At 74.4% G+C, this 13,443-nt stretch carries 14 protein-coding genes; 10 read left to right on the top strand and 4 right to left on the bottom strand.

Annotation, left to right across the window (positions count from 1 at the left end):
- Nucleotides 1-120: 120 nt before the first annotated feature.
- On the top strand, nt 121-1,866 hold the full coding sequence (locus JOF36_RS28405; protein ID WP_210032950.1) for a proline--tRNA ligase: 1,746 nt from the start codon (nt 121-123) through the stop codon (nt 1,864-1,866).
- Between the two features lie 71 nt (nt 1,867-1,937).
- On the opposite strand, the gene JOF36_RS28400 is transcribed toward JOF36_RS28405, so the two are convergent.
- Both JOF36_RS28400 and JOF36_RS28395 read right to left on the bottom strand, forming a co-directional pair.
- Nucleotides 1,938-2,693 carry a hypothetical protein gene (locus JOF36_RS28400; RefSeq protein ID WP_210032948.1) on the bottom strand — a complete coding sequence of 252 codons (756 nt, stop codon included), beginning with the start codon at nt 2,691-2,693 and terminating at the stop codon, nt 1,938-1,940.
- Nucleotides 2,694-2,757: 64 nt separating this feature from the next.
- Nucleotides 2,758-3,168, bottom strand: a complete 411-nt coding sequence (locus JOF36_RS28395) for a secondary thiamine-phosphate synthase enzyme YjbQ (protein WP_210032946.1) — start codon at nt 3,166-3,168, stop codon at nt 2,758-2,760.
- 46 nt (nt 3,169-3,214) lie between these two features.
- On the opposite strand from JOF36_RS28395, the gene JOF36_RS28390 reads away from it, so the two are divergent.
- Nucleotides 3,215-4,276, top strand: coding sequence for an aminotransferase class V-fold PLP-dependent enzyme (locus JOF36_RS28390; protein WP_372447467.1), 1,062 nt, complete (start codon nt 3,215-3,217; stop codon nt 4,274-4,276).
- 39 nt (nt 4,277-4,315) lie between these two features.
- On the opposite strand, the gene JOF36_RS28385 is transcribed toward JOF36_RS28390, so the two are convergent.
- Nucleotides 4,316-4,777: a ferritin-like domain-containing protein gene (locus JOF36_RS28385; protein WP_210032944.1), complete on the bottom strand. Its 462-nt coding sequence runs from the start codon at nt 4,775-4,777 to the stop codon at nt 4,316-4,318.
- Nucleotides 4,774-5,259: a hypothetical protein gene (locus tag JOF36_RS28380; RefSeq protein ID WP_210032942.1), complete on the bottom strand. Its 486-nt coding sequence runs from the start codon at nt 5,257-5,259 to the stop codon at nt 4,774-4,776. The genes JOF36_RS28385 and JOF36_RS28380 overlap by 4 nt, the downstream gene beginning before the upstream one ends.
- Nucleotides 5,260-5,578: 319 nt before the next feature.
- Here JOF36_RS28380 and rimP point away from each other — a divergent pair, with 319 nt between their 5' ends.
- The 8 genes from rimP to JOF36_RS28340 all read left to right on the top strand — a co-directional run bounded on the left by rimP (nt 5,579) and on the right by JOF36_RS28340 (nt 13,441).
- Complete coding sequence (gene rimP, locus JOF36_RS28375; RefSeq protein ID WP_210032940.1) at nt 5,579-6,160, top strand: ribosome maturation factor RimP; 582 nt, start codon at nt 5,579-5,581, stop codon at nt 6,158-6,160.
- Nucleotides 6,157-7,197: a transcription termination factor NusA gene (nusA, locus tag JOF36_RS28370; RefSeq protein ID WP_210032938.1), complete on the top strand. Its 1,041-nt coding sequence runs from the start codon at nt 6,157-6,159 to the stop codon at nt 7,195-7,197. Before rimP ends, nusA begins: the two co-directional genes overlap by 4 nt.
- Before the next feature lie 62 nt (nt 7,198-7,259).
- Nucleotides 7,260-7,622 (top strand): YlxR family protein, encoded by a 363-nt coding sequence (locus JOF36_RS28365; RefSeq protein WP_307862764.1) that lies wholly within the window; start codon nt 7,260-7,262, stop codon nt 7,620-7,622.
- Nucleotides 7,623-7,733: 111 nt separating this feature from the next.
- Nucleotides 7,734-10,793: a translation initiation factor IF-2 gene (gene infB / locus JOF36_RS28360; protein WP_210032937.1), complete on the top strand. Its 3,060-nt coding sequence runs from the start codon at nt 7,734-7,736 to the stop codon at nt 10,791-10,793.
- Between the two features lie 74 nt (nt 10,794-10,867).
- Entirely contained in the window at nt 10,868-11,164 is a 297-nt protein-coding gene (locus JOF36_RS28355; protein ID WP_210032935.1) for a DUF503 domain-containing protein, read from the top strand.
- Between the two features lie 66 nt (nt 11,165-11,230).
- Complete coding sequence (gene rbfA, locus JOF36_RS28350; RefSeq protein ID WP_210032933.1) at nt 11,231-11,677, top strand: 30S ribosome-binding factor RbfA; 447 nt, start codon at nt 11,231-11,233, stop codon at nt 11,675-11,677.
- Nucleotides 11,674-12,669 carry a DHH family phosphoesterase gene (locus JOF36_RS28345; protein WP_210032931.1) on the top strand — a complete coding sequence of 332 codons (996 nt, stop codon included), beginning with the start codon at nt 11,674-11,676 and terminating at the stop codon, nt 12,667-12,669. Before rbfA ends, JOF36_RS28345 begins: the two co-directional genes overlap by 4 nt.
- Nucleotides 12,670-12,790: 121 nt before the next feature.
- Nucleotides 12,791-13,441: a class I SAM-dependent methyltransferase gene (locus JOF36_RS28340; RefSeq protein WP_210032929.1), complete on the top strand. Its 651-nt coding sequence runs from the start codon at nt 12,791-12,793 to the stop codon at nt 13,439-13,441.
- The last annotated feature ends 2 nt before the right edge of the window (nt 13,442-13,443 follow it).

The raw sequence follows: 13,443 nt of genomic DNA, 5'->3' as shown, positions 1-13,443 counted from the left end.
CCCTGGCAACCTATCCGTGGTGCGCCCTGTTCCGCTTCCCCGGCGCGCCACGGTGAGCAGAGCAAAGGCAGAACAGAACCGGGGTGAGGGGCCGCCGCCGTCGTCGCTACCCTCACCTGCGTGTTGACCCGGATGTCGTCGCTGTTCCTGCGCACCCTGCGCGAGGACCCGGCCGATGCGGAGGTGCCCAGCCACAAGCTGCTGGTCCGCGCCGGCTATGTCCGTCGCGTCGCCCCGGGGGTCTACTCCTGGCTGCCGCTCGGTCTCAAGGTGCTCCGCCGCGTCGAGAACGTCGTGCGCGAGGAGATGGACGCCATGGGCGGCCAGGAGATCCAGTTCCCGGCGCTGCTGCCGCGCGAGCCGTACCAGGCGACGAACCGGTGGACCGAGTACGGCCCGGCGCTGTTCCGCATCAAGGACCGCAAGGGCGGTGACTACCTGCTCGGCCCCACCCACGAGGAGCTGTTCACGCTCGCGGTGAAGGGCGAGTACTCGTCCTACAAGGACTACCCGGTCGTCCTGTACCAGATCCAGACCAAGTACCGGGACGAGGAGCGGCCCCGCGCGGGCATCCTGCGTGGGCGCGAGTTCCTCATGAAGGACTCGTACTCGTTCGACCTGTCCGACGAGGGGCTCTCGGAGTCCTACCGCAAGCACCGCGACGCCTACGTCACGATCTTCGACCGGCTCGGCCTGAACTACGTGATCGTCGCGGCGACCTCCGGCGCGATGGGCGGCTCGGCCTCCGAGGAGTTCCTGGCCGAGTCCGAGACCGGTGAGGACACCTTCGTCCGCGGCCCCGGCGGGTACGCGGCGAACGTGGAGGCGGTGACGACCCCCGCGCCGCCGGAGATCCCGCTCGACGGGCTGTCCCCCGCGCAGGTGCACCACACCCCGGACACGCCGACCATCGAGACGCTCGTGAACTACCTCAACGAGCACACGGGTCGCACGTTCACCGCCGCGGACACGCTGAAGAACGTCCTGGTCAAGATCAAGCAGCCCGGGTCGGACGAGTGGGAGCTGCTCGGCGTCGGCCTGCCCGGCGACCGCGAGGTCGACATGAAGCGGCTCGAGGCGTCGCTGGAGCCCGCTCAGGTCGAGCTGCTCGAGGAGGCGGACTTCGCCCGCAACGCCTTCCTGGTCAAGGGCTACATCGGACCGGGCGCGCTGGCCGCGAACGGGGTCCGGTACCTGGTCGACCCGCGGGTCGTCACCGGCACCGCGTGGGCGACCGGCGCGGACAAGGCCGACCACCACGTCGTCGACCTGGTGTGCGGGCGCGACTTCACCCCGGACGGGACGATCGAGGCCGCCGAGGTGCGCGCCGGTGACCCGTCGCCGGACGGCAGCGGCGTGCTGGAGGCGGCGCGCGGCATCGAGATCGGGCACATCTTCCAGCTGGGCCGCAAGTACGCCGACGCGTTCTCCCTCGACGCGCTCGGACCGGACTCCAAGCCGGTCCGGATCACCATGGGGTCCTACGGCATCGGCGTCTCCCGTCTCGTCGCCGCGATCGCCGAGCAGAGCCACGACGAGAACGGTCTGGTGTGGCCGAGGTCCGTGGCGCCGTTCGACGTGCACGTGGTCGTCGCCGGCAAGTCCGCGGAGCTGCTCGCCGGCGGTGAAGCCGTCGCGGCGGAGCTGGAGGCCCAGGGCCTGTCGGTGATCCTCGACGACCGCAAGGCCAGCCCCGGTGTGAAGTTCGCCGACGCCGAGCTGGTCGGGGTCCCGACGATCGTCGTGGTCGGGCGCGGGCTGGCCGACGGCACGATCGAGCTCAAGGACCGCGCGTCGGGCGAGCGGAGCGAGATCGCCCGCGACGGCGCGGCCGAGCAGGTGGCGCGCATCGTCCGGGGCGGCTGAGGGCGAGGCCGGGCAGCTGACGGCGAGTCCGGGGCAGCTGACGGCGAGGGGTCCCACCCGGCCGGCGGGCCTCAGCGGCCGGGCGGGACCGCCGAGTCCGCCAGGTCGGTGAGGTCCTCGCGCGGGAGCGCGTCGCCCGGTCCGCCGGCGGTGTCCGCGGCGACGACGAGTATCGCCACCCCGGTCGACCCGTCCTGCGCCTGCGTGCGGGGCACCGCGAGCACCCCGACCGCGCCGTCCGTCGCGCGGCACCCGGCGACCCCCGCGGCCGTTCCGTCGGTCCGCACGGTCGCCTCCACCCAGAACCCCGGCTCGGCGCCCTCCGCCGTACCGGGGCGCGGGGCGGGCGGCCCGACGGCCACCTGGGGGTCCGATCCGGCGTAGGCCGACTCCCCGGCGCCGCGGGCGAACGTCTCCGCGGCCTGCTCCACCGTCGTCCCGAGCGGGACGGCGACGAGCGCGGCCGCGGCGACACCACGCGGCGCGGCGCCCGCGGGGCAGTCCCCGGCGGCGAACGGCGGTACCTCCGCGAGCCGGACGAACGGGACTCCGAAGACCTCCAGCGGCGGCGCCGTCCCCGGCGCGGCCGTCCAGCCCGACGGCGGGGTGACGGCGTACGCCTGGGAGGTCGCCGCGGGCGCGGCGACGGGCTCGGCGGGGCTGCGCGTCGTGAGGGCTGCGGCCGTACCGGCCACCAGCAGCACCACGACTGCGGCGGCCAGTGCGGGCCGGAGCCGGCGCCCGGCGCCGCCGGGGGATATGCGCCCGGCCGGGCCGGCCTGCGGCGCCGCGCCCGGACGGCTGGTCGTCGCCCGGCCGGAGGTCACCGGCGCAGCGTACGACGGCTCGCAACGACTCCGGACACCGGACGCCCGGCCGGGTGGCGCGGTGTCAGCCGGTGAGCAGCGACAACCGCACCGAGCGGATCGGGTTGTCCACGTTGGTGTCGACCAGGCAGACCGACTGCCAGGTGCCGAGTGCCGGGCGCCCGTCGAGCACCGGGATCGTCGTCGACGGCGGCACGAACGCGGGCAGTACGTGGTCCCGCCCGTGCCCCGCGCTGCCGTGCCGGTGCCGCCAGCGGTCGTCGGCGGGCACGACCTCGCGGAGCTGGGCGAGGAGGTCGGAGTCGCTGCCCGCCCCGGTCTCGATGAGGGCGATCCCGGCCGTGGCGTGCGGGACGAAGACGTGGAGCAGGCCGTCGCCGGCTCCCGCATCGGTCAGGAAGCGTTCGATCCGGCTCGTCAGGTCGACCACGGTCTCCTCGGAACCGGTCCGGATCTCGATCAGCTCGCTGTGCACACCGTCCAACCTAGGACCCTCGCTACGCTCCGGCAGCGTGGGAGACGTGATCACCGTGTTCGGCCGGGACCTGCCGCGCCCGGCCGGTTACCTCAACACCGCGAGTATCGGGGTGCCGCCGCTGCGCGCCTCGGCGGCGGTGGCCGAGGTGGTGCGGCGATGGGCGGAGGGTCGAACCGCGCCCTCGGAGTTCGACGAGGACGTCGAGGCCGCCCGCGCCGGGTTCGCCGCGATCACCGGGGTCCCGGCCGGCGACGTGGCCCAGGGCGCGACCGCGTCCGGACTGATCGGGCCGCTGGCCGCGGCCGTCCCGGACGGCACCCGGGTACTGGTGGCGACCGGGGAGTTCTCCTCGGTGACCCGGCCGTTCGCGCAGCAGGCGCACCGCGGCGTGCGGGTGACCGAGGTGCCGCTCGAGGAGCTGGCCGCCCGGGCGCCCGCGCACGACCTCGTCGCCGTCTCGGCGGTGCAGTCCTCCGACGGCCGGATCGCCGATCTCGACGCGTTGTGGACCGCCCGGGACCGGCACGGGGTCCGGTTGCTGCTCGACGTCACCCAAGCCGCGGGCTGGCTGCCGTTGCGCCTCGACCGGGCCGACGCCGTCGTCGGGGCCGGGTACAAGTGGCTGCTCGGACCGCGTGGCACCGCATGGCTGGCCCAGCGGCCGTCCTGGGTGGACGGCCCACCGGGTGCGCAGCGGTGGCCGGAGGTCGTGCGCCACGGTGCCGGCTGGTACGGCGCCCGGGACCGCTGGGCGGGTGGTCTCTACACCCCGGACCCGCCGGCCCGCCCCGGTCCGGCAGGCGGCGAGGAGGCGCCGGCGTGGTTCGCACACGCCGGCTCCGCGGTGACGGTGCCGTGGCTGGCCTCGCTCGATCCGCAGGCATTGCGGGCGCACTGCGTCGAGCTCGCCGACGACCTGCGGGACCGGCTCGGCATGCCGCCCGCCGGGTCGGCGATCGTGTCGGTGCGGACCGAGGGCGCGGCGGAGAAGCTGGCGGCGGCCGGGATCCGCGCGGCGGTCCGGGACGGCGCCGCGCGGCTCTCCTTCCACCTGGTGAACACGCCCGAGGACGTCCGGGCGGCCGCCCGGGCACTGCGGTCCTGACCGATTGCGGCCCGACCGACTGCGGGCCTGGCCGGAGGGTCAGCTCCGGCCGGGGAAGACCGGGATCACCGGGGAGCGTTCGGTCACGGTGCGCCAGTAGGCGAGCCGCCCGGTGCACTCGGTCATCGCCTTGAGCCCGGCCTCGCGCAGCGGGACCTGGCTGGACCGCTCCATCACCGACCGCCAGGCGGCGATGGTGTCGGTCTCGGCCGCGACGAGCATCGCCCCGGCGGACACCGCGTCGACGACCGGCTGCGGCGGGGTGTAGGCCGGTTGCGCCGAGACCGGGCGCTGCCCGACCTCGGAGAGGGTCTGGGTGATCTGCCCGCGCAGCGTGGTGTGCGCCTCGATGTCGGCCCGGGCGTGGTCGGCCCAGTCGGGCGGCACGAACGCCAGCGCCATCTTGTACGCCCACAGGGCGGCGTGCTCGCTGGCCAGCGCCCGTTGCAGCGCCTCCACCGTCACCTGCGGGACGGCCGGCCCGTCCTGTTCCTGGCTCACTGCGCCAGCACCCCCGCGTAGGCGGCGCAGCAGGCGGCCACCTCGGCGACCAGTCCGACCTGCAGCGCGGACGCCCGCGGGACGATCTCGCCCGCGGTGCGGGCGGAGGCGGCCACCGAGTCACGTACCGCGGCCAGGTCCGCCGACGGCGGGGTCGCCGGGGCCGGTACCGAGCCGGGGGCACGCCCACCGGCCTGGTCGAGCGCGGCGGCGTGGTCCATCCGGGCGGCCCGCAGCGGCTCCAGGCGCCCGGCCAGCGCCGGGTCACCGGTGACGGCGGCGACCGCGAGTGCGGCATCCATCCGGGCCGCGTCGGCCAGGGCGAGCAACGCCTCGGTCGCGTCGGCCTCCTGCCGGGTACCCGGCGAGCAGGCGGCGAGGACCGGGGAGGCACCGACGACGGCCGCCGCCGTCACGAGCACCCGGCGACGGGTGAACGACGGCACCGGGTGCCGCCGGGGGAGCCCGGCCGACACCGGCACGGCTCGTCTCCGGTCCCTCACGAACGGTCATGGTGCCAGCAGCGCCCGGGCCCGCCGTCACCGACCGGGGGACACCGGGCCGCACGGTCGCCGACCGCGACCGACACCACCGGGGGCGAACGCGCTAGGCTCGTCGGCCGTCCCTACCGTCGTCCGGTCCGGTGTCATACCGCCACCCGCGACGGTGCCCGTATCCGAGCCGAGCCGCGCTGCGGCGGTGCCCGGGTGCGGTCACGACGGCGGTGCAGGTCCGGCCGCCGAGGCGGGGCCCGCCGGCCGTGAGGCCGGCGACGAACGCGACCACGAGGAGAGGCACCCGATGCGCAGTCCGGACCCCGAACAGCTGGCCGACCAGCTGCGCGGCGTGCTCGAGCCCGTCGTCACCGACGCCGGGCTGGAGATCGACGCCGTGGAGGTCCGCACCGCCGGCCGTCGGCACGCGGTGAAGCTCGTCGTCGACCTGCCGGAGGGCTCGACGGCCACCGGCTTCGACCTGGACGACATCGCGCGGCTCAGCCGCACCGCCGCCGCCGAGCTCGACCCGCACGAGCACCTGATCGAGGGCTCCTACACCCTCGAGGTGACCTCGCCGGGGGTCGACCGGCCGCTCACCCGGCCGCAGCACTGGCGGCGGAACTTCCTGCGCCTGGCGCAGATCACCCTGGCCGGCGGCGAGAGTGTCGAGGCGCGGATCGGGCAGGCGGACGACGACCGGGTGCAGGTCGCGGTGCCCGGCCGCAAGCAGCCCGAGCTGCGCGAGATCGCCTACCGCGACGTGACGCACGCCCAGGTGCAGGTGGAGTTCAAGCCCGCGCCGAAGGCCGAGACCGCCCTGCTGGGGGCGGACCGGCCCGACGCCGACGACGACAGCGAGACCAGCGCGAACGAGGAGAACCGGTGAACGTCGACATTCCCGCGCTGCGGGCCATCGAGCGGGACAAGGAGATCCCGTTCGAGACGGTGCTGGAGGCCATCGAGTCCGCGCTGCTCACCGCCTACAGGCACACCGAGGGCCACCATCCGGACGCCCGGATCGACATCGACCACAAGACCGGTGTCGTCCGCGTGCTGGCCCGCGACGCCACCGACACGGCCGAGGACGGCACCCCCGGCCCGGAGTTCGACGACACCCCGGAGGGCTTCGGCCGGATCGCGGCCACCACCGCCCGCCAGGTGATCGTCCAGCGGCTGCGTGACGCCGAGCACGAGCGCACCTACGGCGAGTTCGCGGCCAAGGAGGGCGAGGTCGTCGCGGGCATCGTGCAGCGTGACGCCCGGGCCAACTCCCGCGGCGTGGTCGTCGTCGCCCTGGGCGGCTCCGGCGGCACGGAGGCCGTGCTGCCCGCGGCCGAGCAGGTCCCCGGCGAGGTGTACACCCACGGCGACCGGCTCCGGTGCTTCGTGATCGGGGTGACCCGCGGCCCGCGCGGTACCTCGATCATGCTGTCGCGCACCCACCCGAACCTGGTGCGCAAGCTGTTCGCGCTCGAGGTGCCGGAGATCGTCGACGGTTCGGTCGAGATCGTCTCGGTGGCGCGCGAGTCCGGTTTCCGCTCCAAGATCGCCGTCCGGTCGACCCGGCCGGGCCTCAACGCCAAGGGCGCCTGCATCGGGCCGATGGGCGCGCGGGTCCGCGGCGTGATGAGCGAGCTCGCCGACGAGAAGATCGACATCATCGACTGGTCCGAGGACCCGGCGGAGTTCGTCGGGAACGCACTGTCCCCCTCCAAGGTGGTCTCGGTGACGGTGCTGGACGAGCGCGCACGGATCGCCCGCGTCGTCGTCCCGGACTTCCAGCTGTCGCTGGCCATCGGCAAGGAGGGCCAGAACGCCCGGCTGGCCGCCCGGCTCACCGGCTGGAAGATCGATATCCGGAGCGACGCCGATCCGCGCGACCCGGTCGGGCCCGACACCGACCCGGTCGAGGTGTCGTCGTAGGCGGGAACGCGCGAGTGTCCGACGAACGGCGTGACGATCACGGCGGGCGACCGGGCGAGGGAATGCCGGGTGACACCGCTGCGCTACACTCGAAGATGGTCCGCGGTTGCGGTCCGTCGCCCGCTCGCACCCGGTCGTTCCCGATCCGGACCTGTGTGGGGTGCCGGACGCGGGAACGGGCCGACGTACTGTTGCGAGTGGTCGCGGAGAACGGACGAGTAGTCCCGGATCCGCGTCGCCGCCTCCCCGGCCGGGGTGCCTGGTTGCACCCCGTGACGGGGTGCCTGGACAAGGCCGAGCGTCGCTCGGCCCTCGCCCGGGCGTTGCGCCTCCGATCTAAGCCGGAGGCCGGCGCCGTACGGCGGTGGATGCAGGATCAGCAGGGGTCCGGGAGCCTCCCGGGCCCGTCATCGGAAGAAGGCTAGGTCGACCAGTCATGAGCCAGCAGTGAAGATCGCACCATGATCGTGCTTCGACACTAGGTTCGAGGTCGAGCGGGAACTGCCGCCCGGCCTCCGGTCACGACAAGGAGAGCAGTGGCAGGCAAGGCCCGCGTGCACGAGCTCGCGAAAGAGCTCGGACTCAGCAGTAAGCAGGTCCTCAGCAAGCTGCAGGACCTCGGGGAGTACGTGAAGTCCCCCTCATCCACCGTGGAGGCCCCGGTCGCGCGCAAGCTGCGCGACGCGGTGGCGTCCGGCGCCGGTGGCGGCAACGGCCAGCGGCGCGGTTCCGGTGCACCCGGCGGCGGTCGTCCGCGCGCCGGTGGTGCCGCACCGCGCAGTGGTTCCGGTGCGCCGTCGCCGTCCCGCCCGAGCGCACCCATGCCCGGCCCGACCCCGGGAGCGGCCTCGCCGTCCGGGCCGGTGCCGAAGCCGGGTCCGCGTCCGGGCCCGGCCGCGCCCACCCCGGGTGCCCCCTCGCCGTCCCAGCCGGCGGCGGCCCGTCCGGACGCCCCGAAGCCGGGCCCGGCCGCGCCGAAGCCCGCCCCGCAGCCGGAGCCGCAGGCCCCGGCCGCCGAGACGTCCGCGCCGGCCGAGCCGACGCCCGGTCCCGCGGCGCCCACGCCCGGTCCCGCGGCGCCGAAGCCGGGTCCGGCCGCGCCGAAGCCCGGCCCCAAGCCGGCAGGCCCGGCACAGGGCGGAGGTGCCCCGCGCCCGGGTGGTGAGGGGCAGCGCGGCCCGAAGCCGGGTCCGCGTCAGCCGCGCGTCGGCAACAACCCGTTCGGTGTCGGTCAGGGTTCGCCCAAGCCGGCCGGCCCGCGTCCCGGACCGGCCCAGCAGGGTGGCCCGCAGCAGGGTGGCCCGCAGCAGGGTGGCGGCCGTCCGGAGGCGCCCGCGGCGCGCTCCGGTGAGGCCCCGCCGCGTCCGCCCCGTCCGGGCGGTGCCGCCGGTGCCGGTGGCCCGCGCCCGACCCCGGGCAACATGCCCCCGCGTCCGAACCCGGGCATGATGCCCGCGCGTCCCGCGGGTGGACGGCCCGGTCCCGCGGGTCGTGGTGGTCCCGGCGCAGGCCGTGGTGGCCCCGGCGCAGGCCGTGGCGGCCCCGGTGGCGGTCGTGGCGGTCCCGGTGGCGGTGCCGGCGGCGGTTTCCGTCCCGGTGGCGGCGGTCCCGGTGGAGCGCCTCCGGCCGGTGGTTTCCGCGGGCGTCCCGGTGGCGGCGGCGCGCGTGGCCGCGGCGGTGCCGCGGGTGCGTTCGGTCGTCCCGGCGGCCCGGCCCGTCGTGGTCGCAAGTCGAAGCGGCAGAAGCGGCAGGAGTTCGACTCGATGGCCGCGCCCTCGGTGGGCGGCGTCCGCCTGCCCAAGGGCAGTGGCGAGACGATCCGGCTGCCGCGTGGCGCGTCGCTGACCGACTTCGCCGACAAGATCAACGCCAACCCGGCCTCGCTGGTGCAGGTGTTGTTCCACCTCGGCGAGATGGTCACCGCGACGGCGTCGGTGTCGGACGAGATCCTGGAGCTGCTCGGCCAGGAGATGAACTACCGGGTCCAGGTCGTGTCCCCCGAGGAGGAGGACCGCGCCCTGCTCCAGTCGTTCGACATCGAGTTCGGCGACCTCGGCGACGAGGACGCGCTGGCGGCCCGCCCGCCGGTGGTCACGGTCATGGGTCACGTCGACCACGGCAAGACGCGCCTGCTGGACACGGTCCGTAAGGCCAACGTCCGCGAGGCCGAGGCAGGCGGCATCACCCAGCACATCGGCGCGTACCAGGTGCCGGCGGAGCTGGAGGGTGTGGAGCGGCTCATCACGTTCATCGACACCCCGGGTCACGAGGCGTTCACCGCCATGCGTGCCCGCGGTGCGAAGTCCACCGACATCGCGGTGATCGTGGTGGCGGCGGACGACGGCGTGATGCCGCAGACCGTCGAGTCGATCAACCACGCCCAGGCGGCCGAGCTGCCGATCGTGGTCGCGGTCAACAAGATCGACGTCGAGGGTGCGAACCCGGACAAGATCCGTCAGCAGCTCACCGAGTACAACCTGGTGGCCGAGGAGTACGGCGGCGACACGATGTTCGTCGACATCTCCGCCAAGCAGGGCACCAACATCGAGTCGCTGCTCGAGGCGATCCTGCTGACCGCGGACGCTGCGCTCGACCTGCGGGCCAACCCCGACATGGACGCCCAGGGCGTCACCATCGAGGGGCACCTGGACCGCGGCCGTGGCCCGGTGGCCACGGTGCTGGTCCAGCGCGGCACCCTGCGGGTGGGCGACTCGGTCGTCGCCGGCGACGCCTCCGGGCGCGTCCGGCGGATGGTCGACGAGCACGGCGCGGACGTCACCGAGGCGCTCCCGTCGCGTCCGGTGCAGGTCATCGGTCTGACGTCGGTGCCCGGTGCGGGCGACACGTTCCTCGTCGTCGACGAGGACCGGGTGGCCCGCCAGATCGCCGACCGGCGCCGCGCCCGCGAGCGCAACGCCGAGCTGGCGAGCCGTCGCAAGCGCGTCAGCCTGGAGGACCTGGACGCCGCGCTGAAGGAGACCAACACCCTCAACCTGATCATCAAGGGTGACAACTCGGGCACCGTGGAGGCGCTCGAGGAAGCCTTGATGAAGCTGGATGTGGGAGAGGACGTCGATCTGCGGGTCATCCACCGCGGCGTCGGCGGCATCACCGAGGGCGACATCAACCTCGCCATCGCGGACAACGTCATCGTCATGGGCTTCAACGTCCGTGCCGAGGGCAAGGCCACCGAGCTGGCCAACCGCGAGGGTGTCGAGATCCGCTACTACTCGGTGATCTACCAGGCGATCGAGGAGATCGAGCAGGCCCTGAAGGGCATGCTCAAGCCGGAGTACGAAGAGGTCGAGCTGGGCCGCGCGGAGGTCCGCGAGGTCTACAAGTCCTCGAAGTTCGGCACGATCGCCGGTTGCCTCGTGATGGCCGGGGAGATCCGCCGCAACGCGCGGGCGCGTCTGCTGCGCGACTCGCGGGTGATCCACGAGAACCTCCCGATCTCGTCGCTGCGTCGTTTCAAGGACGACGTGGTCGAGGTCCGCGACGGTTACGAGTGTGGTCTCACGCTGGGGAACTACTCCGACATCAAGGTCGACGACGTCATCGAGACCTTCGAAATGCGCGAGAAGCCGCGTAGCTGAGAAGGTCGAGCACGTCCTGGCGGGGCGGTCGGGGGAACCCGGCCGCCCCGTCGGCGTCTCGGACCGGAGGTGCGATGTACGTCGGTGCCCTGGAGTGTGACGTCCTGCTCGGCGACGTCCGGTCGCTGAAGCAGAAGCGTTCGGCGGTGCGTCCGCTGCTGGCCGAGCTACGCCGGTTCGAGGTCGCCGCGGCCGAGGCGGGTCACCAGGACCTGTACCGGCGGGCCCTGATCGGGGTGAGCTGTGTGTCCGCCGAGGCGGGGCACGTGCGCACCCTGCTCGAACGGTGCGAGCGGCTGGTGGCCGCCCGCCCCGAGCTGGACATGCTGTCGGCCCGGATCCGCGTGTTCGGTCCGGACGACGACAACTGACACCCCGGCCGCCGGGCCGGGACCGCATTTAGACTCGGGCCGGTCAGCCGGTGGAAGGAGCACGACATGGTCGACCAGCCGCGCGCACGCAAGCTCGCCAAGCGGATCTCGCAGATCGTCGCGGAGGCCTTGGAGCACGAGGTCAAGGACCCCCGCCTGTCGATGGTGACGATCACCGACACCCGCGTCACCGGTGACCTGCGGGAGGCGACCGTCTACTACACGGTGATGGGAGCGTCGCTGGAGGAGACGCCGGACACCGCGGGTGCCGCCGCCGCGCTGAGCAGCGCGACCGGCGTCCTGCGCAGCCGGGTCGGTCAGCAGACCGGCGTCCGGCACACGCCGAGCCTCGCCTTCGTCCTGGACCAGGTCCCGGACGACGCCCGGCGGATGGAGGATCTGCTGGCGGCTACCCGCGCCTCGGACGCCGAGGTCGCGCGGCTCGCGGCGTCGGCATCGCCGGCGGGGGAGGCCGACCCGTACAAGGCCCCGCGGGAGACCGAGGCGGAGTGAACGAGACGACCGCGCAACTATTGCCCGGCCCCGGCGCGGTCGATCCGGCCGGGGCCGCGGCGGTGCTGCGCCACGCACGTGACGTGCTGGTCGTCGGGCATGTCCGGCCGGACGCCGACGCCGCGGGCAGCGCGATCGCGCTGGCCACGGCCCTGCGCCGGGCCGGGACCCCGGCGACCGTGGCGTTCGGCGGGCCGGATCAGGTACCGGACACCGTGGCCGTCCTCGATCGGGACGGGATCGTCGTCCCGGCGGCCGAAGCGCCGGCGGATCCGGACCTGCTGGTGTGCTGCGACACCTCGGCCCGGCGGCGGCTCGGCGATCTGTCCGATCGTCTGGACCGCGCGCGGTCCTCGCTCGCGATCGACCACCACGCGTCGTTCACCGGGTTCGCGACCCACCACCTGGTCGACCCGGTCGCCCCGGCCACGGTGACGCTGGTCCGCAGGGTCCTGGCCGAGCTCGGTGCCGGGATCGACCCGGTGATCGCCCGGGCGTTGTTCGCCGGGCTCTACACCGACACCGGGGGCTTCCGGTGGGGCGGCGCGGACGCGATGCGTCTGGGTGCCGAACTCGTCGACGCCGGTGCGGAGCCGCGCGAGTTGCTGCGCGAGCTGTCCGGCACTCGGCCGTTCGGGTGGCTGGCGGCGCAGGCCACCGTGCTCGCCGGGGCCCGGTCGGAACCGGACGCGGCCTGCGGTGCCGGGCTGGTGTGGGCGGTCGTCGACGCCTGCACCGCGACCCGGTACCGGGACGAGACGGTCACGATCGTCGGCGAGCTGCTGGCGACCGCGGGCGACGGGGTCGCCGCACTGCTCACCGAGACCGCCGCCGACGCGTGGTCGGTGTCGCTGCGCGGCACCGGCGCCCCGGATCTGTCCCGGGTCGCGACGGCGCTCGGTGGGGGCGGGCACCCGGCGGCGGCGGGTTTCGAGCGCACCGGCACCCGTGACGAGATCCTCGCCGCGCTGCGTGCCGGGCTCGCGGCCTGACCCGCGGCCGGGTGTGTGGTCGCCGGCCCGGGGTATCTGCCCGGCGGTGCGGCCGGGGTGGTTGCGCCGCAGGGGCGTCGCCCGTCGTAGCGTGTCCCCGCGATGACCACAGGAGGTACGTGTGAGTTCCGAGCCCGCTCCGGCCCCGGACACCAGCGGATGGCGTGAGTTCCTCGGTGCGTGGGTGCGCAACCCCGCCCGGGTCGGTGCGGTCTGGCCGAGCTCGCAGCGGCTGTCGGCGAAGCTGGCCAGGGTCGCCCCCGGGCACGGCAGCCCGGTCGTCGTCGAGCTGGGGCCCGGGACGGGTGCGGTGACCGCGCAGGTCGCCCGCAGGCTGTCGCCGCAGGGCAGGCACCTGGCCGTCGAGCTCGACCCGGGGATGGCCAGCTACCTCGAACGCAGCCACCCGGGCGTCGAGGTCGTCAACGGCGACGCCCGCAAGCTCGGCGAGCTGCTCGCCGAGCGCCGGATCGAGCACGTGGACGCGGTGATCTCCGGGCTGCCCTGGTCGCTGTTCGACCGGGAGACCCAGCGCGAGATCCTCGGGCAGGTCGTCGACGTCATCGGCGACACCGGCGTGTTCACCACCTTCGCCTACTCGCACACCCTGCCGATCCCCTCGGCACGCCGGTTCAAGGCGACCCTGCACGAGGTGTTCGACGAGGTCGTCATGACCCGGACCGTGTGGCGCAACGTCCCGCCGGCGTTCTGCTTCCTCTGCCGCCGGCCGAGGCCCGACCGGAGCAGCCCGCGGAACGACCCTCGACGCTGACC

This window comes from Pseudonocardia parietis (genome assembly GCF_017876315.1).
GTDB lineage: Bacteria > Actinomycetota > Actinomycetes > Mycobacteriales > Pseudonocardiaceae > Pseudonocardia > Pseudonocardia parietis.
The sequence above is the reverse complement of the archived record's forward strand: the minus strand, read 5'-3'. Positions and strand labels throughout refer to the sequence as shown.

Coding starts and splice junctions, on each gene's coding strand:
- JOF36_RS28355 (WP_210032935.1), top strand. CDS start 10,868: ATGTACGTCGGTGCCCTGGAGTGTGACGTCCTGCTCGGCGACGTCCGG.
- rbfA (WP_210032933.1), top strand. CDS start 11,231: ATGGTCGACCAGCCGCGCGCACGCAAGCTCGCCAAGCGGATCTCGCAG.
- rimP (WP_210032940.1), top strand. CDS start 5,579: ATGCGCAGTCCGGACCCCGAACAGCTGGCCGACCAGCTGCGCGGCGTG.
- JOF36_RS28365 (WP_307862764.1), top strand. CDS start 7,260: ATGCCGGGTGACACCGCTGCGCTACACTCGAAGATGGTCCGCGGTTGC.